This window comes from Oceanobacillus arenosus (assembly GCF_003369575.1).
Classification (GTDB): Bacteria; Bacillota; Bacilli; order Bacillales; family Amphibacillaceae; genus Oceanobacillus; species Oceanobacillus arenosus.
This window is the reverse complement of record NZ_PIOC01000033.1, coordinates 156,665-181,224: the sequence shown is the minus strand read 5'-3', so window position 1 is coordinate 181,224 and position 24,560 is coordinate 156,665. Positions and strand designations below refer to the sequence as shown.

The 24,560-nt window shown below is 39.5% G+C and carries 22 protein-coding genes and 1 tRNA gene; 1 reads left to right on the top strand and 22 read right to left on the bottom strand.

Annotated features, from left to right (window positions below):
- Positions 1-102 precede the first annotated feature (102 nt).
- The 5 genes from hpt to spoIIE form a co-directional block, all read right to left on the bottom strand.
- A complete protein-coding gene (gene hpt, locus CWR48_RS20130; protein ID WP_115775088.1) occupies positions 103-642 on the bottom strand; it encodes a hypoxanthine phosphoribosyltransferase in 540 nt (179 codons plus the stop codon).
- Positions 643-669: 27 nt separating this feature from the next.
- Positions 670-2,064 carry a tRNA lysidine(34) synthetase TilS gene (tilS, locus tag CWR48_RS20125; RefSeq protein WP_115775072.1) on the bottom strand — a complete coding sequence of 465 codons (1,395 nt, stop codon included), beginning with the start codon at positions 2,062-2,064 and terminating at the stop codon, positions 670-672.
- A gap of 169 nt (positions 2,065-2,233) precedes the next feature.
- Positions 2,234-3,166: a protein kinase domain-containing protein gene (locus CWR48_RS20120; RefSeq protein ID WP_115775071.1), complete on the bottom strand. Its 933-nt coding sequence runs from the start codon at positions 3,164-3,166 to the stop codon at positions 2,234-2,236.
- The gene (locus CWR48_RS20115; RefSeq protein ID WP_115775070.1) at positions 3,129-3,869 is read right to left on the bottom strand and encodes a VWA domain-containing protein; all 741 of its coding nucleotides are present in this window, start codon (positions 3,867-3,869) and stop codon (positions 3,129-3,131) included. The genes CWR48_RS20120 and CWR48_RS20115 overlap by 38 nt, the downstream gene beginning before the upstream one ends.
- A 367-nt stretch (positions 3,870-4,236) precedes the next feature.
- A complete protein-coding gene (spoIIE, locus tag CWR48_RS20110) occupies positions 4,237-6,690 on the bottom strand; it encodes a stage II sporulation protein E (RefSeq protein ID WP_115775069.1) in 2,454 nt (817 codons plus the stop codon).
- A 201-nt stretch (positions 6,691-6,891) separates the two neighbouring features.
- Here spoIIE and CWR48_RS20105 point away from each other — a divergent pair.
- A tRNA-Met gene (locus CWR48_RS20105) sits at positions 6,892-6,965 on the top strand.
- Positions 6,966-7,065: 100 nt separating this feature from the next.
- Here CWR48_RS20105 and CWR48_RS20100 read toward each other — a convergent pair.
- The 17 genes from CWR48_RS20100 to ispE form a co-directional block, all read right to left on the bottom strand.
- On the bottom strand, positions 7,066-7,449 hold the full coding sequence (locus tag CWR48_RS20100; RefSeq protein WP_115775068.1) for a S1 domain-containing RNA-binding protein: 384 nt from the start codon (positions 7,447-7,449) through the stop codon (positions 7,066-7,068).
- Positions 7,450-7,518: 69 nt separating this feature from the next.
- Positions 7,519-7,899, bottom strand: a complete 381-nt coding sequence (locus CWR48_RS20095; RefSeq protein WP_115775067.1) for an FtsB family cell division protein — start codon at positions 7,897-7,899, stop codon at positions 7,519-7,521.
- A 4-nt stretch (positions 7,900-7,903) separates the two neighbouring features.
- Complete coding sequence (yabQ, locus tag CWR48_RS20090) at positions 7,904-8,503, bottom strand: spore cortex biosynthesis protein YabQ (protein ID WP_115775066.1); 600 nt, start codon at positions 8,501-8,503, stop codon at positions 7,904-7,906.
- Positions 8,500-8,802: a sporulation protein YabP gene (gene yabP, locus CWR48_RS20085; RefSeq protein WP_115775065.1), complete on the bottom strand. Its 303-nt coding sequence runs from the start codon at positions 8,800-8,802 to the stop codon at positions 8,500-8,502. Before yabP ends, yabQ begins: the two co-directional genes overlap by 4 nt.
- Before the next feature lie 441 nt (positions 8,803-9,243).
- Positions 9,244-9,501, bottom strand: a complete 258-nt coding sequence (locus CWR48_RS20080; protein ID WP_115775064.1) for an RNA-binding S4 domain-containing protein — start codon at positions 9,499-9,501, stop codon at positions 9,244-9,246.
- A gap of 6 nt (positions 9,502-9,507) precedes the next feature.
- Positions 9,508-10,959 (bottom strand): bifunctional methyltransferase/pyrophosphohydrolase YabN, encoded by a 1,452-nt coding sequence (gene yabN / locus CWR48_RS20075; protein WP_115775063.1) that lies wholly within the window; start codon positions 10,957-10,959, stop codon positions 9,508-9,510.
- Positions 10,952-12,550 (bottom strand): putative polysaccharide biosynthesis protein, encoded by a 1,599-nt coding sequence (locus tag CWR48_RS20070; protein ID WP_115775062.1) that lies wholly within the window; start codon positions 12,548-12,550, stop codon positions 10,952-10,954. Before CWR48_RS20070 ends, yabN begins: the two co-directional genes overlap by 8 nt.
- 400 nt (positions 12,551-12,950) lie before the next feature.
- Positions 12,951-13,487: a stage V sporulation protein T gene (gene spoVT, locus CWR48_RS20065; RefSeq protein WP_115775061.1), complete on the bottom strand. Its 537-nt coding sequence runs from the start codon at positions 13,485-13,487 to the stop codon at positions 12,951-12,953.
- A 474-nt stretch (positions 13,488-13,961) separates the two neighbouring features.
- Positions 13,962-17,489 (bottom strand): transcription-repair coupling factor, encoded by a 3,528-nt coding sequence (mfd, locus tag CWR48_RS20060; RefSeq protein ID WP_115775060.1) that lies wholly within the window; start codon positions 17,487-17,489, stop codon positions 13,962-13,964.
- Positions 17,490-17,567: 78 nt separating this feature from the next.
- Positions 17,568-17,798, bottom strand: a complete 231-nt coding sequence (gene fin, locus CWR48_RS20055) for an anti-sigma-F factor Fin (protein WP_115775059.1) — start codon at positions 17,796-17,798, stop codon at positions 17,568-17,570.
- 126 nt (positions 17,799-17,924) lie between these two features.
- Positions 17,925-18,485 carry an aminoacyl-tRNA hydrolase gene (gene pth, locus CWR48_RS20050; RefSeq protein WP_115775087.1) on the bottom strand — a complete coding sequence of 187 codons (561 nt, stop codon included), beginning with the start codon at positions 18,483-18,485 and terminating at the stop codon, positions 17,925-17,927.
- A gap of 154 nt (positions 18,486-18,639) precedes the next feature.
- A complete protein-coding gene (locus CWR48_RS20045; protein WP_115775058.1) occupies positions 18,640-19,251 on the bottom strand; it encodes a 50S ribosomal protein L25/general stress protein Ctc in 612 nt (203 codons plus the stop codon).
- A 144-nt stretch (positions 19,252-19,395) separates the two neighbouring features.
- The gene (locus tag CWR48_RS20040) at positions 19,396-20,352 is read right to left on the bottom strand and encodes a ribose-phosphate diphosphokinase (protein ID WP_115775057.1); all 957 of its coding nucleotides are present in this window, start codon (positions 20,350-20,352) and stop codon (positions 19,396-19,398) included.
- A gap of 16 nt (positions 20,353-20,368) precedes the next feature.
- Positions 20,369-21,748 carry a bifunctional UDP-N-acetylglucosamine diphosphorylase/glucosamine-1-phosphate N-acetyltransferase GlmU gene (glmU, locus tag CWR48_RS20035; protein ID WP_115775056.1) on the bottom strand — a complete coding sequence of 460 codons (1,380 nt, stop codon included), beginning with the start codon at positions 21,746-21,748 and terminating at the stop codon, positions 20,369-20,371.
- A 470-nt stretch (positions 21,749-22,218) separates the two neighbouring features.
- Positions 22,219-22,512, bottom strand: coding sequence for a septation regulator SpoVG (gene spoVG, locus CWR48_RS20030; RefSeq protein WP_114914837.1), 294 nt, complete (start codon positions 22,510-22,512; stop codon positions 22,219-22,221).
- Positions 22,513-22,673: 161 nt separating this feature from the next.
- Positions 22,674-23,489: a pur operon repressor gene (gene purR, locus CWR48_RS20025; protein ID WP_115775055.1), complete on the bottom strand. Its 816-nt coding sequence runs from the start codon at positions 23,487-23,489 to the stop codon at positions 22,674-22,676.
- A gap of 65 nt (positions 23,490-23,554) precedes the next feature.
- A complete protein-coding gene (gene ispE, locus CWR48_RS20020; protein ID WP_115775054.1) occupies positions 23,555-24,406 on the bottom strand; it encodes a 4-(cytidine 5'-diphospho)-2-C-methyl-D-erythritol kinase in 852 nt (283 codons plus the stop codon).
- Positions 24,407-24,560: the final 154 nt, after the last annotated feature.

Below are 24,560 nucleotides of genomic sequence, written 5' to 3'. Positions count from 1 at the left end.
CGTACCATAACAAAAAGTTGAAATACAACTAATTTCACTTAATTAAAACATTTCCTAAAATAAGGGAAAATCACCATTATCGAGCCATTGTTTTGGTTATTATTAGCCACCATAAACTTCAGGTTTCAATACACCGATAAATGGCAGGTTACGATATTTCTCATCATAATCCAATCCATATCCTACAACGAATTCATCTGGAACTTCAAAACCAACTAAATCCGCTTTAATATTCGCAGTTCTTCCAGTTGGTTTATCTAGTAATGTTACGATTTTTATTGACTTTGCTTTACGATATTTAAAGAGATCAACAAGGTAACTAAGCGTTAAGCCACTATCGATAATATCCTCAATGATTAGTAAATCACGGCCTTCGACTTTCGTATTAAGGTCCTTGATAATCTTAACTTCACCTGAAGATGTCATTCCACCACCATAACTAGATACATCCATGAAGTCCATCTCCAAATGACAATCTGTATAACGGAGTATATCTGACATGAAAGGGAGTGCACCTTTTAGAATTCCAATCGCTAATGGAAATTTCCCATCGTATTCTTCTGTTAACTGTTTTCCAAGTTCCTTACATTTACTCGTAATTTCCTCTTCTGTAATTAAAATATGATCTATTTCATTTTTCATATTATCTAAAGCCATTCGTAAATCCTCCTACACATTCCCTTTTTTATAATATACCTGAACCCATTTTCCATTTACCGCTTTCGATTTAGGCTGTCCCTTTTTTAGACCAATTACCCATAAAACTTCATCATTATTATCCACTAAGATTGGCCAGCCGTCCCGTTCTGTAATTGGAATTTTACTATCAATGAAGATATCCTTCAGCTTCTTACTTCCATTTAATCCTTTCCAGCTCATCCTGTCTCCGTCTCTTCTTGTTCGAATATGTAATGGTCCTGCGACCTGATCAATATTACATATATAGAGAAAGGGATCAGATGTATCCACCTTATCAGCAAAGTCCGCATGAACCGTCGATCCGTCTGACAATTCAACTTCCCCAGGTATCATCAATGTTTCATCGTAGGAAGGATCATGGGAATTACTGTCCGCAAAGTAAAATGTCACCCTATCATACGACTTTTCCAACTTAAGATTGGAAGGGAAGTCAATACGAGTATTTCCTTTATTATGATTGAATAACGTAAAAAAGTATTCGTCATGCACATAAGATAAATCCTTTGGTAATTCTTTGTATAGATAGCTTAATATTAGATGAAAGCAACGCCTTTGTAAAGCGTGGTGATGCATTCGAAATGAATCAATTTCAAAACTTGCCATTTGATTTATTATATCAAGTTCTACCACGTCTTTCATCATTTTCCGAGCTTCTTCCTGTAGAAGCGCTTCGTCTTCTCTTAACGTCTCACTCAAATGTTGAATGGTAATATGTACATTATTATTTTTCTCCTTTATCTGCGGGAGGAGATGCTTTCGGAAAAAATTCCTCGTATATGTTGGATCAAAGTTAGTTGGGTCAATTCTTGGGATAATTTGATTTTCTTTACAAAAACCTTCGATATCTGCTTTTGTAATGCAAAGAAAGGGACGAATAATCATGCCCTTGGCAAATTCGCGTTTTACGGGAATGCCATTAAGCATACTAGCATTAGCTGATCTTGTTAATCGCATAAGCATTGTCTCCACTTGATCATCCCCGTGATGCCCTAACGCTAAATAAGTCGCATCGACCTGTTGCATCTTTTCGGAAAAAACCTGATATCTTAACTCGCGCGCAGCTAACTCCGTGCCAACCTGATGCTGCTTCATATATGCTGGCACATCTACAGTAGCACCGATAAATGGGATATCCCATTCCTCACAGATTGCTTGAACATATTCAAGGTCTTCACGTGACTGCTCCCCTCTTAGTTGGTGATCAATCGAAACCGCCACCAACTGCAAGTTCCACTTTTCCCGAATGGAACGAAAAAAGTATAATAACGCCATAGAGTCTGGGCCACCGGAAGCCCCAACTAATACAGTCGCGTTTTCGGTTAATAACTGATGTTTTTTTATAAATGAAAGAACTGCTTGTTCCATTGCTGCCATCTCCAAATTGAATTAACACATAATCTTTAGGTTATCATAACTATTATATAAGAAAAATACTAACAAGTCGCTTGTAAAGGCTAAACGATAAATTGAAACACCAATACGCGTGTGTGAGTCTTCATTTGCATGGATTGTTCACCTGATTTTATCCATCTTCCTATATGAGTATGGAAACAAGGTAATATCCGATTGCTACAATTGTCACCCCACCAGCTTCCATTAAAAATGGGGCATGTGTATCCTTCTTTGCATTTTTCTTTCGCGATCTCCGTTGTTGCGTACTATACAATACATTCGTTATCTCCTGCTTCATCTCAGCACTCGTTTGGTATTTGCCGACGAGTGCATTTTTAAGCACTTGGCGATAGGGAATCAATGCCTTTACATCATCAATTTTTTTAAACAGTATTCTTTCAGATTGTGCCCCTCTATCAAATCGCTTCGGATAAAAAACATTGATAAAAACCATTACAAATGCGAATAAATCATACCTGGGTTCTGCCCTTCTTGTCCCCATCCCCCAATAGCCACGGTCGTAGAACTCTGTATACTCTTTAATTGCTCTACCAATCTGAGTCGTCCCGCCAACATCGATAAAGCGCACCTTTGTTGGCGAATGAACCACGATCAGATTATCTAATTTTAAATCACCAAACACCCAACCCGATTGATGGAACCGCTCCAGGTCGTCTAATAATTGCAGCATGAATACACCGACCCACGCACTCCCGTTTTTTTGAATGAAACGAGTCATTTCCTCACCCTTTAAATACTCCATTACATAAAAGGAGTATGTGTTGCCTTGTGGTGATACCCAATCATCAACATCCAATAAATAAGGTCCAAGACGATTTCCTTGGACCTTTTGTAACGATTTTAATACATTGACCTCCACCGTCATGGATGTACCCTTATCACTAATTTTCAATGCAGCATGCTTGCCATTTACCGTGCATAAGTAAACCGTACCAATGGCACCTGCACCAAGCCTTCCTTTGATAATATAGCTTTTATGATGCCATTTTCCACTTATCGTTTGTCCTGGTTGTAGATCAATATCCTGTTTCTTCCAAGCCCGATTTGTCTTCATCTCTAAAGCTCCTTAGTAAGCTCTTCTTACCAAACTGGTACATCGCTTCCCTTATTGCCGGTCCTGTAGGTGTTATCCCACCACTCGTTAATTTCGGAAAGACCGTCGAAATTGCGTCCAACTGTGGTGACCAATCGAATACCTTCTGAATATCCTTGCGTTTGCCAGGAAAGCTATAAATAGCAAAACGATTTCTGCCAATCCTTGAATTTAAACTAATCGAAAGGTCAATTAGGGACTCTTTCACGGTTTGCAGCTTATTGTGCATACTTGCACTCGTATCCACTAATACAAGCACTTCCAAATCGCTCATCTCCCCCAAATCCTCTACAACCTCCATAATTTCTCCACGCTTCTCTGGGTCTAAATCTTCAAGGGTGTGGTTTGAACCAAGTATTTGCTTCAATTCCTTATTTACAAATCCTTGCAGGGTTTGCGTCATCGCTTGCTTTGTTACCATTTGCACTGTCTGTGATAATGACTCGCTATAAACGATCTGACTCACACCACCGCCTGAAAGGGCAATCTCCTCGATTTCCTTTAATTCTACAGAATCCTCCGTCTGATCATCATCCAATATACCAATGACATTCACCGTAATACCCTGTTGATATGCAAGTGCCGCCGTTACAGAAGGATCCTCTCCTCTATTCGAACACCCGTCCGTCAATAATAATATTTGCTTCAACGTTCCCTTACGCACTTAACCCACCTCCAATATATTCCACTACCATCATCGACAAAAAAAGAGAGGAATATACGTTAGAAAAGTATAGCGGGCTTGACCACCGACGGAGGGCATAGGCAAGGGACCGCAGAGCGGCGAACTTCCCACTCGGAGTGTCAATTGTCTATGACCATAGTCGCTAGCCCACGCGATAATAGACAGAGAAAAGTATAGCGGGCTTGACCAGCGACGGAGGGCAGAGACAAGGGACCGCAGAGTGGTGCCCTTTCCACTCGGAGTGTCAATTGTCTATGACCATAGTCGCTAGCCCACGCGATACTAGACAAAGAAATGTGAAGGTGACTGCCCAGAGGTGGACGCATAAGCAAGGGACCGAAAAGCACTACAATGCCTTATTCCGATAAACAGGAACCGTTGCCCATTCTGGTATGTTTTTCTCAATCCTTGCAACGAGTACAGTCATATCGTCCTCTATCTCCCCTGATCTTGTACGAATCACTTCTTCCAGCAGCAAATCAGCAATTTCTTGCGGGTCATCCGTCACCATCTCTTGGATTTTCCGTTTCATCCACAAATCTGAATTTTCAATGTACATTGGTCCCTCGAAAATCCCATCACTCATCATAATTAACAGGTCTTCCGATAATAATTGCTCACTGACAATATCCACATCGAACTCTTGGATAATCCCCATCGGCAGATTGCTTGCTTCAATCCGAATTACCTTATTCCCCCGTTTAATAAAGCTAGGTATCGAACCAATCTTTAAAAATTGCACAAACGCATTATGCAGATCAATGACAGCTAAATCCAATGTAGCAAACATTTCATCGGTCGTCCGTAATGCGAGGATGGAATTGATTGACTTAATTGCTACCTTCTCCTGAATACCGGTTTGGAGGATTTGCTGCAAGAGCCTTAGCGTTTCCACACTTTCTTCCCTTGCTCGCTTACCATTACCCATGCCATCACTAATTGCCATCGCGAATTTCCCTGCGCCAAGCTCAATCGTTGTATAACTATCACCTGAAATCAAACCACCACCCTTTGCAGCATTTGCAGCACCCATTGTAATGATAAACTCTCTCGCAGAACCAAATGCCAAATGACTATAACCATTAGGAAATGGAGAAATTTCTTCCTGCTTCACAATAATCATTTCATTTAAAATATCCGATAAAACAGGAGCAATTAATTTCGCACCCTCCCCACGATAATTATAGAAGGAGGCAGTCATCTCAATGTCGATATTTCCTTTCTCTAATTGATAAATATCCAATTTTTCTAATTCAATTCCCATATGCTCTAATGCCTGAATAATTTGCATCTCCTGCTGCTCATGATGTTGCCGTTCTTTTAAAATCTCATTCGCAAAGTCATTCATAACCTCAGCAACACCTTGTAGTTGATCAGCAACTAACCGTTTGCTCTCCATTACTTGCTGCTTTAACTTTCGGTTTGCTTCGAAATAGGTCATCTCCTCCTTCATTACTTCCACCACTTGCTTCGCCTTCACACAATGGTTTTCAAACCGACTCATCACCTTTCGATTCGGGTTTCGCCCGTCCGTAATATCATCCTTCATCTCCTCCATCATGGAATACGTTTTGTCAAATTCCTTTTGCCAGCAGCGATCCTTCATAAAGCAGGATTGACACGTCTTCTCTGTTACTCTACTCAAGTACATATCTGTCTCACGTTTTATGTCATTCTCATCATGTGGTCCCGTTTCTGTCACTTGAAAACTCTTTGCCAGTGCTTGGAATACATCTGAGAACTGTTCTACTCGTTTTGCGGTTACATTTCGAACCTTTTGTAAATATTGCTCCTGCTCCTTTGTATATTCCTCCGTTCCCGGTATATAGCGAGAAATACTGCTTGTCCAGGATGCAGGTGTCAATAAGAAGAAAATAATGGCAATCGATGATTCAATGATGGATGGTATTAATGTCATCGTCCCACCGTAAATGCCAATTAAAAACGTCCCTACGAGTAATCCAGCAGCAACACCTAGCTTCTTCCCTTCCTTCAGTAACCCACCAAGTAATCCGGAAAAGGCAAGCAGACTCATCTGATACAAATTCGCTACATTTGCGAGCGAAAGGATTAATCCAGCAACAACCCCAACCGTAGAACCAATTGCTGCACCACCGACAAAGGCAAATAACAATACAAAGTAACGGGAAAAAATCTGCTCTACAGATGCGTCGTAGATTTCCCAGCCGATCATGCCCGTTAAAATCGAGGCAATCAATATAATCAGGCAGACAATTTCTTCATTTTTTAATGCGGGTTTATATCTTTTTGGTGATAATAAAGGAATACTTTGCATAAAGATTAGTACTAGGACCGCTCCTAAGACACCCTCCACAATTAAAAGCATCCATTCATAAGAGGATAATTGATCATTCAAGGAATATAGAAATACTCGTGGCACAGCAGTAGACAGAAAGACAAGCAAGGGAATAATTACCTGCTGATTCTTTTTATTTTTGAACAATGCACCTAAGAAGACAAAGATGATTAATGCTAGGAGAATAAACATACTATGGGTTAATGAATAACTTAAAGCACCTAATAAAACCGCAAGCATCGACTTGGCGCTTTTTTCCCGATGGATAAACCACATTGTTGCAATAAACGCTATCGCAAAAGGGGAAACAACAGAAAGAATAACCGCACGACCTAATAGAAAACCGACGATAAAGTATAATAATCCTTTATCTAATAGAACTGTTTTCAGCTTCAAATTGATCCATTTTCGTAACCTCCCTATTTGACTTACCTTTTCCCTAACAAAATCCCTCGGCTCCACCCTTGGAAATGAATCCATCATCTACTATCACTCCTATCTTTCTAGATAGTAAACCACATTATGCCTTCTTTTTTTGTCAAAACAGCAAAGCATGTCCAATAAATCGTTCGACCATTTTATGTATAAAGTGCCATTATTAATATTTTTTAATAATTTCGTTTTTATTTAATGGTATTGACACAATAATTATCCTGTTGTATGATAGCAATTGTTCGATAATTTGGCGGCGTAGCTCAGCTGGCTAGAGCGTACGGTTCATACCCGTGAGGTCGTGGGTTCGATCCCCTCTGCCGCTATCAAATAAAAGGCAGGTACCGAAGCTGGTACCTGCCTTTCTTAACAAATTGTTTGGATTGTAACATATATTCTACAGAGCATTGTCACAGGCAGCAGCTGCTATCCTCTTCTAGCACCTCGACCTCCGCGTTTGGATTCCGTGTGCTTCTTTAAAGAGGCTAATCGGTCCTCAGAGTCTTTGAGAAATTGATTCATTTTCGATTCAAAGTTCTCTGCACGTTCTTTTGGATTCTTTTGGCGCACTGGACGATCCTTTGCCTTCTTAATGGACAAGCCAATTTTGCCATCCTTTTCAACATTAATCACCTTAACCGTTACTTCTTCTCCAACTTTAAGGTATTCATTAATGTCCTTCACATAGCTATCAGCTACCTCACTAATATGAACAAGACCTGTTTTGCCCAACTCAAGTTCGACAAATGCACCAAAATTCGTGATACCCGTTACCTTCCCTTGCAGTTTGCTGCCTACTTCGATTGACATAAAAAAAATGCTCCTCCTTAAAAGATTCAATGTAATTCTTATATAGTATATTAATCACCAATAAATGTGTCAATATAATGGATCTTCGTTAGGAATCTTAAAGATTAATTCCCCTTCTTTTGAGAAGAAATAATTGGTTCTTGCGATATCCAATACATATTCTTCATTATTCAGTAACTTAATTTCTTCTTCAAGATATTCTCCCTCTTTGTTTAGATTCGCAATATCCTTTTCTAGTGACTCATATTCTGCGACTTTCTCTGCATGAAGTATTCGTTGGTTAACATGATATCCTGCCATGCCACCAATAATAAGGATTGCAGCAATAGAAAATAACACAAGACGACGAATTAATCGTTGCTTCTTTCTCTTCTGTCTCTCTATGTATGCATCGTATTGTTGCATATAACTCGAGTCTAATCTTGTAACCGTTTTTTTCCGTGATGCCATCTGACTACCTCCTATTAAATTTGAAAAACTTCGCCCACTTGATACATATATTCTTCATTTTACTATAAAATCCTGCAATTTTGTGTAAATTCTTTTTGACTTTTTTGGGGAGCAGTTGATAGAGGGCCTTGCCAATCCATTTAAATGGCATAACAAGTAATTTTAGAATAAAGAAGAGTACCTTTCCGACTAGCCTTAAAATGAATAAGAGAATCGTCAGTAGCATAATGATAATCCAGCGAATCGGTGTAATAAGCAAAACTTGTACTACTTTTGCACAAAAGCGATAGAAGCCCGCAATGACCCTAATGACGTGTTCAAGTAATCGCTTATAGAGATTGGCAGCGACTACTTGATACATGGAAAATCCTAATAAACATGCCATCACGATATAGAATCTAATTTCTCCAGCATTGACACGATACAATACATAAAAAAGAATAATTGCCTGTGTAAGCCAAAAGCAAATCTCCATAAAATAAGTTAAAAGGGTTTGATTCTTCCAATATTGTGTAAAGCGACGAAAGGTATCTTGACTTATTCCCAAGTAAATCCCACTTAGAACCATGGTGGCCATCGTTAGAAACTGAATGCTGAGGGTCATCGGAATAACTTGCTAAAGAATCCTTTAGCTTTCTCCTGCTGTTCTTCATCGACATAGGAAAGTTCGTAGATTTTACCTTTAATCGTCACGACCCCTTCTGCCACGTCGAGATTTTTTAACTGGAGGTTCTGACCACGGACGATGAGATAGCCCATGACTGTTTGTAATAGAAACTCCTCATTATCGAAGCTATCTACTTCTTTAACACCAGTTATTTCTAAATTTTTACGGTTATTTAGCTTTACAATATGGTCGGTTTGTACACGTGTCGGGGTTTCCTTATTCTCATAATAGTTCATATAAAAGCCCTCCTTATCCATATTAATTTATGAAAGGAGGGACAAGTATAGAACTAATAAAGCGAAACTTCATTCAGTGGGATTTACCTTTCCCAATTTCTTATTGTGTGTTGGCATTAATAGATAAATTGCAAACTAGTTTAATGCGTTCAGGGTTCTCGGACTAATCACATATAAAAGAGTAACTTACCACTGACAATCGACGCTGATTGAAGTAAAGGAATGGAATCTTTAATGTGAACAGCAACTACTATCCAAATCTGAGATCATCATTATCACTAGTTCACACTTTATATCAACTCATCACTTTCACTCATTACCATTAAGATAAAAGTACAAAAACCCTCTCACTACAAATGTGCAACAAGCTTGTAAACTCCAGTCTTTTGTTAAGAACCTTGTTGTCCGTAACATGCAGGATAAACGATTTACAATCGACTCCTACTGAACTTGTTCTTCTTTGACAATCGTATACATCATTTCTGCTTCATCTTTTCTCACGGTTTCACGTAAATCGTTTACTCTAACCGTTACTAGCTTTTGTCCAAAGCGAATCACAAGTTCATCTCCTGCTGTTAGGACTGTAGAGGCCTTTGCTTGGTTGCCATTAACGGAAATTCGCCCTTGATCTGCTACTTCCTTTGCTAATGTACGACGTTTGATTAGTCGTGATACTTTTAAAAATTTATCTAAACGCATCTCCGATCACTCTCTTTCTTTTGCTTGATTCCAGTATGCATCCATTTCCTCTAGTGTTGCATCCTCAATCGTCTTTCCTTCTAACTTTAACTTTTCCTCGATATAAGAAAAGCGAGAGATAAACTTCTGATTGGAAAGGTTTAGGGAAATTTCTGGGTTTATTTTATAATAACGTGTTAAATTGGCGATTACAAATAAGACATCACCGAATTCCTCCTCGACCTCTTGCTGATCATTCGCTTCTATTGCTTCTTTTACTTCCGCCAATTCTTCCCCAAGCTTTTGCCAAATTTCGTTTACCTCTTCCCAATCAAATCCAACCTTTGCAGCCTTTTTTTGCAATTGGTATGCTTTTGCTAATGATGGCAAGGAATTAGAAACGCCATCGAGAACGGATTGCCGCGTTTTCCCCTTTTCTTCCTTCTTCAGTTCCTCCCAATTCGTTAGCACCTCATCAACAGAGGACACATCGCGATCTCCAAAGACGTGCGGATGGCGATGGATCATCTTATCGGTTATCCCACGGATGACATCATCTACCGTAAAATAGCCATCATCCTCGCCAATTTGACTATGAAGCATTACTTGCAGAAGAATATCACCCAGCTCCTCGATAATGCCTTCATCATCCTGTTGGTCAATCGCATCAATCAGCTCATAGACCTCTTCAACAGCGTATTCCCTAAGGGTCTCATGGGTTTGCTTCCGATCCCACGGGCAGCCATTTGGTGACCTTAGTACACGAATCACTTCTCGTAAATTTGTAAACGTATGGTTTAAAAGATTACCTGCTGCTGGTGGAATATAGACACTTGTTAAATTACTAACCTCGATTGTATGATCCAATTCTTCTAGAGGCAGTTTGGTGATTACTTCCTGACTGCTCCCTGCCGCTTCGACAACGATGACTTCATAATCGGCTGGCAAGTCCTCAAGCAATGCTAGTTTCACCTCTGACGCAATGAAACGATCATAGACCTGACAAAAGATGATATGGTGGCGATAATCAAGCTGATTCCGTTCAAAAGATGTCCCATCAACAAATTGGAAGCCATCGATTGGGTCAATCTTTAAAGACGTAAATAGGTCGTCTAAATAGCTTTGTCCACCAATGATCTCTACTTCCACTTCAACCTGTTCAAGTAAAAGCTGTACCGCCTTCTCTGCAAGCATCGGATGACCCGGAACCGTATAAAGGACCACCTCTTCTGAATTCTTTGCCGCCTCTATTAATTGAGCAACAATCCGCTCATAAACGATAGCAAATTGCTCCTCTTCCTCATAAATGTGATCGAAGGAATGGAAGTGAACCCCTTCTTCTTGAATTGCATTAATAACTGGATGATCCAATGTACGAGTAAATACCGTTGTTATTGCATTCGTAAGTTTTTTGTAAATTCCAATCGATAATTGATTAATATCTCCTGCACCTAAACCAATAATCTCTATCTTACTCATATTTCTTCCTCCCTCTTTGAATACGAATTAAAATGGATGCAAATGGCAGCATCTTCAATTGTTCTTCAGAAAATGCCCCACCCCTTAATAAACAAACTAGAAAAATACATGCACCTGTACCGGCGACAAATAATACATAGCCTAACAGATAGAGCCGTGAGGTGACGTTACCACTAAGTCCTAATAAGCAATATTTCATTACCAGCAAATAAACGATCATCGAAATCGTTCCGGCAAATAATGCACGCCACTTAATCTGCCTGAAAAAATTTAAATCTGGCAGCTTTCTTTTTAATTCGAACATAACAAGAATAAATAAAACAAGCAAACTTAATACCGTTGCAATTGCACTACCTGTAATCCCCCACCATGGGACCAATAATTGATTTGCAATCCATTTTACAAAAAAGGCCCCGAGGACAAAACCCGCTGTCCGTTTAATAAAGCCCAATCCTTGAAGAACGGAGGATGCAGTAATGGCGATTGAACAAAGAAAGATCGAAAGAACAAGAATTTGCAAATCCGATGTTCCATCCGTATTTTCAAATAATAAACGATTTGTTTCTGGAAAAATCGCAATAAGTCCAATCGTTGCGCCGACCGCTAAATAGAAGCTAAACAATAGGCCACTTCGTATGTATTGATAAAAGGTAGTTGGGTCCGCCTCTAGCTTTTGTTTAGAAATCGAGGGAATAAGTGCTAGCGCGAACGATGATCCTAATACCGTACCAATTTGAATTAGTGGTTGTCCACGATCAAAGATTCCCTTTGCCTCCATTGCTTCTATCTGGGTCAATCCGTATTCCACTAAACTCGGGATAAGTGTAAACGCATCGGCAAACTGGATGACAAGTAATGTCATATGGTTTAAAGCAGCAACCATTCCTAGGACGACGATTTGCTTCACGAAATAATGGATAGGGATCTCGGTATGTGCGCTTGAAAATGGCCTATTTTTCACAAAATAAAAGCCAAGAATCAACACTGCCACTACGCCGCCAGCAATTGAGGCAATTGCTGCAAACTGTCCGATTGAATAAAGATCCATCACACCCATTGAAATCGCAATTGCCGCAGCAATAATGATGAATACCCGGATAAGTTGTTCTCCTACCTGTGAAAAGGCGGTTGGCTTCATATAGTAATTCCCTTGAAAGACACCTCGAAGCAAGGAAGTGAAAGGAACAAGTAAAAAGGCAAAAGCAGCAGTTTGATAGGAATGGATTAGGTTTGCATCTCCAACCCAATTCGCTACTAATTCCGCGTTGAATAAGAGGAAGAGAAAGATCATCCCATTTATGACAAGGAGAATGAGGAAAATCGGCAAATAAAAGCCTGTTAACGATGGCTTCTTTCCATGCTCATCCAAGTCAACAATCATTTTTGAAATTGCTGAAGGGAACCCGTATAAGGACAATATCATGACCATCCCGAGAATCGGATATACTTGCTGATAAATGTAAAAGCCGATATCTCCTGTTAAATTTTGCAATGGTATTCGGTATCCAGCACTTAGAATTTTGCTGATCAATCCAGCAAAGGTTAATAATAACGCACCTTTGACCAATCGATTCGATTCATTCTCCACCATATAAACGCCCATCTCCGCTACATTCAAATTTCACTATATTATAGCACATCAGCGCAGCAATTTCGGCTTACTTTAGCAAACCACCATACCTGATTGTAATTTAAAAACAGCTCATTTTTATAGTTGTCACTTTTGATATAAAGTGGAATTAGGAGAAAAGCTGATTTCCGTATCGGTGGATTTTGCTCAAACCTAGTGGAGAAAATACACGAAGACTTCCGCGGGAGGAAGGCTCACCAGACCCCCGCGAAAAGCGACGTGTATTTTCGGAGCGACATGCCTGTGAGCATTTGATTTCTTATGTTAGATCACACCTTCTCACTACATAAGTGAAACCATATTTCCATAAAAAAATAGCAAAAACCAGTGGGCACCTGATTTTTGCAATACTTAAGTATTATTATTCCATTTGTTTTGCCAGAAAGCCTGCAGCTGTTTCTAGTGCCTTTTGTTCTACTTTACTGAGTGGCTCTCCCTCTTTTGAGAACATGACTACGCAACCAATTGGATCCCCATTTGCAATAATTGGACTGATACCATAGGAATTCAACGATAGTTCATTACCTTCGATGATTTCAAATTCATTAACATCTGCTTCAAATACTTGTGAACGGTTCTCAATTATTTTCGCTATCCCTGAGCTAATATTCTTATTAAGATAATCTTTCTTCGATTCCCCGGAAACCGCAATTACTTCATCACGGTCACAGATTAATACAGGGGATTGGAGAGAATTAAATAATGCCTCCGCATATTCCTGTGCAAAGTGACTCAATTCATTTATTGGCGAATATTTTTTTAAAATTACTTCTCCTTCACGATCAACAAAGATTTCCAACGGGTCTCCCTCACGAATACGTAATGTTCTTCTTATTTCCTTTGGGATTACAACCCTACCTAAATCATCAATTCGACGTACAATACCTGTTGCTTTCATACTAAGTTGCCTCGCTTTCTAATGATGATTATCTGCCCTACACATGAAATGGATGCCAAACATCACAAATAGTATAACGATGAGGAAATGCCGATATTATCATTTCCTGCATTACTAATTCTTCTCTAAACGTGTAAAAATCACCAGGTGTGGTTTTAGTATGAATTAACTTTGAAAGAACTATACATCATGAGCCTATTTTATTTCCTGTTTATTGGAAAAAGAAGGCTCACACCATTTAGGTGAAAGCCTTCTAGAACAAAAGCTTAAAGCTAGTTTAGCGACGTACGGACTGGACTGAACCGAAGGAGATAAAGGAAACACGATGAGCGTAAGCGAATCGATGTTGACTTATCGTACGAAGGTGAGGGAAGTCTCGCTAACGCTTAAGCGCTGGAGCTGGACGTGGCTGTTCTCGGTAATTTAGTTATCCACAGCATCCAATTTTATTGTTTCTTAAGCAATTAAAAAGCACTATGCATCATCGCGATTGACGATCTTTAATTTCTTCATAAATGCTTCAACAGTTTGATACTTACGATGATCTGTTTCCTTTGTTGATTGGAAGACAATCTTTAGCTTCGTATTTTCCGTCCCTAATTGTACACCACGCCCAAATTCGCCTGCGAGTTCAAATAATTTGGATCCATCAATCTGCTGGCTACGATTCTCCTCAATCAGTAAGATAATCTTATTTCCCTTTTCTGTTATCGACTCGACGCGTTCCTTGCGAGCATACATTTTTAATGCTGAAACAATAAATAGGTGCTCCACTTCATCCGGATAATCACCGAAACGATCTGTCAGTTCATCCTTTAAATCTTCAATATCCTTTTTAGATTCAATTGCTCTGACTTGCTTGTAGATATCGATTTTTTGCTTCTCATCTTTAATATATTCATCTGGAATATAGGCATCCACATTAAGTGCAAGTTCCGGTTCAAATGGCGTAATATCTTCAATATCCTTGCCCTTTTTCCGTGCTTCGATTGCATCAGACAACATTTGCGAATACATATCAAAGCCGACAGAGTCAATGAAACCATGCTGCTGAGACCCTAGTAAGTTACCTGCCCCTCGAATCGACAAGTCGCGCATTGCAATCTTAAATCCAGAACCTAATTCTGTAAACTCCTTGATCGCCTGTAGTCGCTTCTCGGCAACTTCTGTCAACACTTTATCCTTCTGATAGGTGAAATAAGCATATGCTACCCGGTTTGAACGACCGACCCGACCTCGAAGCTGATAAAGCTGACTTAAGCCCATCCGGTCTGCATTGCTAACGATTAACGTGTTTACATTCGGAATATCCACGCCTGTCTCAATGATAGTCGTACTAACAAGTACATCATATTCCCCTTCTAAAAAGCCAAAGATAACGCTCTCCAATTCGGTCTCGTTCATCTGCCCATGAGCAACCGCAATTCTCGCATCCTCCACAAGCATGCCAATATCGCGGGCTACCTTATCTATATTTTCCACTCGGTTATAAAGGAAGAAAACTTGCCCATCCCTCGCCATTTCCCGTTCAATTGCTTCCCGAACTAAAATTGGATTATATTCCATCACATACGTTTGAATTGGAAAACGGTTTTCAGGAGGCGTTTCAATAACAGATAGATCCCGAACGCCTAGCATCGACATGTGCAATGTTCTTGGAATTGGTGTTGCCGTTAAAGTTAGTACATCGACGTTTGATTTCATTTGTTTAATTTTTTCCTTATGTTTCACACCAAATCGCTGCTCCTCATCGACGATAAGCAGGCCTAAGTCACGGAACTCGACATCCTTTGATAAGACGCGGTGAGTACCGATAACAATATCTACGGTTCCTTTTCTTAGGCCATTAATCGTTTCCGTTTGCTCTTTACGAGTACGGAATCTACTTAGGAGTCCAATATTTATTGCATGATCCTGGAATCGCTCCCGAACCGTTTCAAAATGCTGTTGTGCTAAAATCGTTGTCGGCACTAGGATTGCTACTTGTTTTCCATCGGCAATTGCTTTAAAAGCTGCACGTATCGCTACTTCGGTTTTGCCGTAACCAACGTCCCCACATAGTAAGCGATCCATTGGACGCTCTCTTTCCATGTCCTTCTTGATTTCCTCAATACATCGAAGCTGGTCTTCTGTTTCCTGATATGGGAAAGATGCTTCGAATTCACGTTGCATTTCTGTATCCTCTGAGAACGCATATCCTTTTCTTGCCTCACGCTCAGCATAAAGCTTAATTAGATCATCCGCAATATCTTCAACAGATGATTGGACCTTTCGTTTAACTTTCGTCCAATCAGTTCCACCTAGTTTGTATAACTTCGGTTCCTTTCCTTCTCCGCCAACGAACTTTTGAACTAAATCGATTTGATCAATTGGCACGTAAAGCTTATCATCTCCAGAATAGCGGATTAGCATATAATCCTTATGCAATTTATTAACTTCCAATGTTTCAATCCCTAAATACTTCCCAACACCATGGTTGGAATGGACGACATAATCGCCAACCTTTAACTCCTGGTAGCTCTTAATTCGCTCCGCATTAGAGATTTTTTGCTGTCTTCGCGCTCGTTTTGTCTTCTTTTTGAATAATTCATTCTCTGTGATAAGTACTAGCTTATGCATCGGAAACTCAATACCATTGCTAATATTGCCAACTGTAATCGTTGGTACTTCTACTGGAAGTTTCAAATCATCAGAGATGGCAGCCTCGATATCATAATCCATCAAAATGGAATGGATTTTGTCTACTCGGCTTTCATTTGGTGCTAAGATAACGACGGAATAATCCCCTTTTTCCCAACGTTTTAATTCCGTCTTAAATAGATGCATTTGTCCATGGAATTCCTGCATTGTCCTTGATGATAGATTGATGATATTCTGTGGCTGTGTATTTGGAATATGTCGTAAGAAGACAGACATATAGAGACGCTGCTGCCTCATCTTATCTTGGACTGTATGAAAATCAAATGAGAATCTACTATTTTGCACCATTTTTCCAGATTCCAGTAAATTACTATACCATTCTGCTTCTTCTGTATCTAAATTCGAAGCGGTCTCCTGAATTCTGCTCATTTCATCTAAGATAACGAAGCCATCTTTTGGTAAGTAATCTAATAAACTAGCAGGCTCATTATAGAAAAATCCGATATAACGGTACATTTCCTGGAAACGCTCTAAATTGCGTAAACGGCTGATATCTTGCTCCATCGCACTGACTAGTTCTTCTTTTACGGCTGTTGTCTTCACTTTCTTCAATGTTTGCGCTAATGCTTCTTCTAATCGTTCCGCTGCAGTAAGAATATCTTCCTTAGTAAGTAATAATTCCGTTGCAGGTCCGACCATTACTTCTTCTTTTTTCGTTAAGGAGCGCTGTGTTTCTGCATCAAAGAAACGGATGGAGTCAATTTCTTCATCAAATAATTCGATACGGATCGGATAATCTTCCGTTATTGGATAAACATCTATGATACCTCCACGTTTACTAAACTCTCCTGGCGTCGTTACCATTGTTGTTCGCTCATAGCCCATATCAATTAGAGAAGCGAGATAAGTATCAATCGGGATTTCATCGCCAACCTTAAATCGCAATTGATATTTATCCCAGTAAGCTGGCTGTGGGAGAATTCGTTTTAATGCTGCAACAGGGGCAATTAATATACCCGATTTCCTTTTTGACCATTCCATTAGCGATTCGATTCGCTGGCTTCTTAACTCTGGACTAGCAATCGCAATTTCCGAAGCGATTAATTCATTAACAGGATATAAATATACACATTTCTCATCCATGAACTCGGAAAGATCGTCGTATAGTTGCTGGGCTTGCACGAGCTGATGTGTCACTAATAATATTGGTTTATTAATGGATTCCTTTAGAACAGAAACAAGCATGCTTCGAGCGGAACCAGAAAGACCAGCAACAAGCTGCTCCTTCATTCCACTCTCAATGCCATGAATAATTGACTGTATATCTTCCTTTGATTGTAAAAATTGATTGATTCCTTTCATTCCTAAACCCCCGCTTACTACACTTTATAAGCACAAAAACGCTTTGGTTAGGATACCAAAGCTCTTTTACGCATATGTTTATTGTATAAAAAAATCTAGTTCATGATAGTGTGGATGATATCCTAATGCTTCTTGGCAATCCTCACAAATTGTCTGAACATCAACATCACCATTATCCTTATATTGAATCATTTCTTCTTTTTCCTTTATCGATAACTGATCTAGACCTAGCATCGTTGTATCAATCACTTGCTGATCCAGCGTAGCAATTGCTTGCCCACAATGTCTGCATTTATATACGATCGACACTGATAATCCTCCTCGAATAAACAAATCGTTCACTATTTGAACATCCTCTATTAGAAGTTTATCCGAAAATCCCCATATTATACATGATTGATATTCCTAGATACTAGGATACAACATATGAAGAGATCAATTATTATATTCATTCATGACGTCTACAAAAGGGGTGTTCAACCATGTTTCACATGCATCTGCCGCTAATTTGATGCTTTCGCCAACATCGCCCTGCTGCTCTTTCGGGAATGATCCGAGTACATAATCCACTACCGGAATAGAAGTTACAGGTCTACCGATCCCAATGCGAATTCGCTTGAATTCCTTCGTTCCTAAATGATCGATAGAAGATCTGACCCCATTATGACCACCATGCCCGCCCTTTTGGCGTAATCGGATTTTTCCTGCTGGTAGATCTAAATCATCATAAATGATAAGTAAATCCTCTAAATCTATATTATAAAAATCCATTAAGGGGCGAATTGATTCACCAGAAAGGTTCATGTATGTTTGTGGTTTTAACAGGATTAATTTATCGCCTTGATAATGCTCCATCGCATACTGCCCATTAAATTTCTTCTTATCTAAATTCCAGTTATGGCGATTAAGCAGCTCATCAATCACCATGAAGCCAACATTATGACGGGTATCTTCATATTTCTTCCCCGGATTTCCCAAACCAACAATACATTTCATGTAAATTCGTCCTTTGTCTAAATTTTTGTTTTGATTAGTGCCATGGACAACTCCACGGTTCCTAAACAACTCCATACAATAAGCCCTCCAAAGAAGGATGGCTTACTTCGCCATCTTTTGGGAGGGTCTTGTTGTGTTACCTATTCACTTTATATTATTCTTCTTGTTCTCCTTGCGATTCAGCCTGAGCTTCCTCATACTCCTCTACTTCATTTCCACCTGGAGGTAGAATTGTAGCGATAGTAGTTTCCGGATCATCAAGGTATTTGTAGGTATCACTCTTTGGTAAATCTGCAATTGTAAGGACATTTCCAATTTCTAAAGATGAGATATCGAGCGTAATCTCTTCAGGAATATCGCCTGGTTTCGCAAGCACCTGAATCTCGAATAATGGCTGCTGTAGTACGCCGCCTTCTTTCGCACCTTTTGCCTCGCCTTGAAGATTAAGGGCAACCGATACTTCCATTTCCTCAGATAGATCAATGATATAAAAGTCTACATGGGTAACGGTGTCACGAATTGGGTCTACTTGATATTCATGAAGCATAACATTAACAGGCTTATCTTCTTCAATATCAAGAGAAATTACTGCATTTTTCCCTTCATCTCTTACAGTTTTGAGTAATGTAATACTTTCTACCGCAATATTCTTCGTATCTTTCGCTTTCCCATAAACAACCCCGGGTATAAATCCACTTTCTCTTAACTCTTTCGTGTTAGAATGTGTAAGATCTTCTCGTTTCTTTGCTTTTAATTGTACTGACATATTATCATCCTCCAAATTATTTACCACTTAGCTCATTTCAAGATCGAGTATATTCTTTCTATCTTCTTCACTAGTCGTTGTTACAATGGAGCTGTATAAACGATCAATATAATTTATACCCGTTATTGTATAAACTTAATCCTATTAATCAAATAAAACACTTACCGATTGTTGCTCATGTACTCTTATAATCGCTTCACCGATTAATGGAGCAACAGAAAGGGTTGTAATTTTATCGACCTGTTTCTCAGCTGGAAGCGGAATACTATCCGTAATAACCAGTTCCTTTATTTGCGAATTATTAATTCGCTCAATTGCAGGTCCTGATAATACTGGATGCGTACAACAAGCATACACTTCTTTCGCGCCATTTTCAATTAAAGCGTTGGCTGCAAGCGTAATCGTTCCTGCTGTATCAATAATATCGTCGATTAAAATTGCCGTCTTTCCTTCAATATTACCAATAATATTCATAACCTCAGCAACATTTGGACGTGGTCTACGTTTATCAATAATTCCAATTGGCGCTTTCAGGCGATCTGCCATTTTACGCGCACGAGTTACACCACCATGATCTGGAGAAACAACAATAACATCGTCTAGGTTTTTCCCTTCGAAATAATCAGAAAGAATAGGCACACCTTGCAAATGATCAATTGGAATATCAAAGAATCCCTGAATCTGTGGCGCATGCAGATCGAGTGTAATCATCCGATTTGCTCCTGCTGTTTCGATGATATCTGCTACTAATTTCGCAGCAATCGGCTCGCGTGAACGTGCCTTTCGATCTTGTCTAGCATATCCATAATATGGCATCACAATGTTAATCGATTTTGCCGATGCACGCTTTAATGCATCAATCATGATTAATAATTCCATTAAATGATCATTAACTGGATCAGATGTGGATTGGATGACATACACTTCACAGCCACGAATACTCTCTTCAATGTTAATTTGAATTTCACCATCACTGAATTTCGAAACGGTACATTTACCTAATGTTGTCCCAATATGTTCCGCGATTTGTTCTGATAACCTACGATTGGAATTCAAAGAGAAAACCTTTAGTGTTGAATCCTCATAATTACTTGATGCCATGGATTATAAACCTCCGTTAATCTTTTTTTCTATTCTTAAGCTTTGTAGCATAGCCTTCTTTATTCGTCTGTCTTGCCCTGGCAATCGATAATGCATCATCTGGTACATTATTCGTAATCGTTGATCCAGCAGCAACATAGGATCCCTTGCCGATTGTTACTGGTGCAATTAAATTAGAGTTACATCCGATAAAAGCATCATCTTCAATGGTTGTTAGAAATTTATTTTTTCCATCATAGTTAACTGTAATTGTTCCACAGCCAATATTAACATTATCGCCAACATTTGCATCGCCGATATAGCTTAAATGCGAAATCTTACTTCCATTTCCAAGTGAGGTCTTTTTAATCTCGGTAAAATTACCTAGCTTCGCATTGTCACCAATGGTTGAATCTGGACGAATATGCGCGAAAGGTCCTACTTTAACCCGTTTACCAATCCGGCTATCATTTGCGACACTTTGCTTCACTACCGTTCCTTCGCCAATATAGCAATTAGAAATCTCACTGTTTGGTCCGATTTCTGCATTTGTTTTAATTGTTGTTGCGCCCTTAATAATTGTTCCAGGGTAAATTGTTACATCTGATTCAATTACAACATCTGGATGGATGTATGTATTGTCCGGGTCGATAATCGCTACCCCATTACGCATATGCTGTTCGTTAATGCGATTTTTCATAATCTTTTCCGCTTGTGCTAATGCAACACGATCATTTACACCTAATGTTTCATCGAAGTTTGGTGTAAGAAATGCACTTACTTTCTTCCCTTGCCCACGTAGGATTTCAATAACATCTGGCAAGTAGTATTCACCTTGTACATTATCATTGGAAACTTCTTGTAGTGCCGCGAAAAGGGCTTGATTATCGAAGCAATACGTTCCTGTATTGATTTCTTCTACTAAAAGTTCCGCTGCATTTGCATCTTTATGTTCGACAATGCGTTCTACTTCATTATCGTTGTTACGTATAACCCGACCGTATCCAGCAGGTTTCGATGTACTTGCTGTTAGAACCGTTGCACTCGCTCCATCCTTCTCATGTTGATCAAAGAGCGCTTTGTATGTTTCATCTGTGATTAATGGTGTATCACCACAAACGACAATCGTTGTACCATCTAAATCCTTTAATATATCGGCGGCCTGTAAAACAGCATGTCCTGTCCCTAATTGCTCTTTTTGGACTGTGAATTCACACACATCGCCAAGTGTTTCGATTACTTTCTCAGCACCAAAGCCAACAATTGTAACCGTCTTATCTAGTTGTATAGAGTTAAGTTGATCCATAACATGCTTTACCATCGGACGTCCCATTACAGGATGGAGCACTTTATATAGTTTGGATTTCATTCTCGTTCCTTGCCCTGCTGCAAGAATTACAGCATACCGTTTCGTCATAAGGAAACCTCCATCATTACTATTTATCCACTATAAAATATATCGCAAAAAACTTAGGATTTCAACATATAGATAAGATAGAATTAACAACAGGTGTAGATTGCCACTTTTCTTTTGATAGGAAAATTCCAAATTTCCCTGTCTATCAACCCACAATCAGAACGAGCGAATGATTGGCCTTTCACTCCGATTTTTTTCAGAAACAAAAGCGCAAGCGCTCGTTTAGCAACGTACGGACTGCGCCTCACGGACGTGAGGTGGTTCGACGTTGCCACAGGACGTGGCGAACTTAGTCGAACTTCTCCTTGACTTAGATTACGGAGGTGAGGGAAGTCTCGCTGGGTGCTGGAGCTGGACGTGGCTATTCTCAGTAATTAGGTTATCCATAGCACCCAATTTTATAGTTTCCTAAGCAGAAAAAAAGAAGTCCAATCGTTTTTGATTAGACCCCTCTGTATGAATCATGTTTATTAGGAAGCCCCCGCTTCTTCATACTCTACTTCCTCGTTCTCCCCAACTCGATGATACTCCCCTAGTACCGCTTCTTGTATCTTTGCACGTGTTCCTGAGTTAATTGGATGTGCAATATCCCGAAATTCCCCATCGGGAGTTCTCTTTGACGGCATAGCCACGAATAATCCATTATTCCCATCAATAACCCGAATATCATGGACGACAAATTCCTGATCCAAAGTAATCGATGCTATTGCTCGCATTCTTCCTTCTGTATTCACGCGGCGTAATCTAACGTCAGTTACTTCCATGATGTTTCACCACCTTTTCCCTATTGAACTTACTATATTAGATAGTTCAACAAAACAAATAGAAATCCTGCTAAAATCAGAAAATAAAATAAAAAAATCATAAAAATTCTATTTTCAGGGAAAAGTTTGTTAATATCATCAGCCTTTAAGATGCATATTTACTAGAGTGATGCGATATTACCTGGCTGAATTTCAATTTTTTTCTGTAGCATGTCAACCTTAGAGACTTTCACTAGAGAGGTATAATTGGTTACAATCCGTTCCTCGTCTTCATCATCCGCTTCCACTAATACGCCGACCGCCTTAACGTGTGCATTGAACTCCGCTAGTAGACTAATCATTCCATTAATCGTTCCTCCAGCCTTCATGAAGTCATCAATAATGCATACGTTAGCTCCGTCCTTCAGACTCCGTTTGGTTAATACCATCGTCTGTATTTTCCGTGAGGACCCGGATACATAGTTAATGCTTACAGACGAGCCTTCCGTTACCTTTGGATCCCTTCTAGCAATTACGACAGGTACATTTAGGAATGATGCCACCGCATATGCTAATGGAATTCCCTTTGTCGCTACTGTCACAACTACATCGATGTCCATTTTGGAAAAGGCAGATGCAAATACACGTCCAATTTCCCGAACAATTTTGGCATCGCCTAATAGATCACTCATATATAGATAGCCACCAGGTAGAATTCGACTTGGATCAGCCAATTTTTGGCGAAGCTCTTCCAAAAACAATTCACTTTTGTCTACTTCGAATTCTGGAATATACTTCACTCCACCACCCGCACCAGTGGACCTTTGTAAATACCCCAATCCTTGCTCCTCAAACACATCATTAATAATATCTAAATCCTCACTAATGGATGATTTCGTTGTATGACATAATTCCACAAAATATGGTAACTGTATATGTTTTCTAGGATTCTCAAGGAAAAAGTCAGTTAATACAACTAATCGGTTACTTCTCTTCATCATTACACCCCAAAACCGTATATTTAACTTAAAATATACCATCTTTATACGCATTTAAGCAATAACTATCCAATTAATCGAACCAGGTATACTTCCTCACAAAACCCACGCATGCCATTATAGATTCTTCTTGCCTTGTTTTCGTGCTCGACCAATCCATATACAGTGGGGCCACTCCCACTCATCAATACACCTTGCGCACCGATTTGCCGCATGGCTTCCTTGATATGTCTAACCTCGGGGTGGAGGTACTGGGTAATCTGCTCAAGCGAATTGCCGATATTATTGCAAAGCTTTGAGAAATCTTTCTCCATCAGTGCTTCGAGAATATGATTGGTTTTCGGATGATACAATTCATCCACTTTCACTCGGGCAAAAATCGTTCTTGTGGAGACGCCAATATCTGGCTTTGCTAATACAACCCAGCACGGTGGTGGAGAAGCCAGAGTTTCAATTTGTTCCCCATACCCTCTTGCAATAGCAGTATTTCCATAAACGCAAAATGAGATGTCTGAGCCAATTGTTGCCCCTAGCTCCGCTAATTCCCTAATTGGAATATTTAGATCCCATAAACGATTCATTCCTCTAAGGACTGCGGCTGCATCCGTACTTCCTCCACCAAGCCCAGCGGAAACTGGAATGTTTTTTTCAATTTTTATATGCACACCCATTTTTATTCCATATTTCTTCTTAAATATTTCTGCAGCTTTATATGCTAAATTTCGCTCATCATTTGGGACATATCTGCTCTCTAAGGAGATAATAATCTTATCCTGCTCAAGAGGAGACAGCTCAATGCGATCCGCTAAATCTACCGTCGTCATAATCATTTCTACATTATGATACCCATCATTACGTTTCCCTAGCACATCAAGTGATAGGTTTATCTTCGCTGGCGCCTTTTCCAAAAGTGCCATTCCCGTCACCTACTTTGTCACATAAAGTGAAACTACTTCCCGACTAATTTCCATGGGTATCCCTACCCAATCACCCACAGGCAAAATGCTAAACAAATTGTAACATATTAAAAATGCTGAGGCGACTGTTTAGAAGCGGACGCAGAAGCAAGAA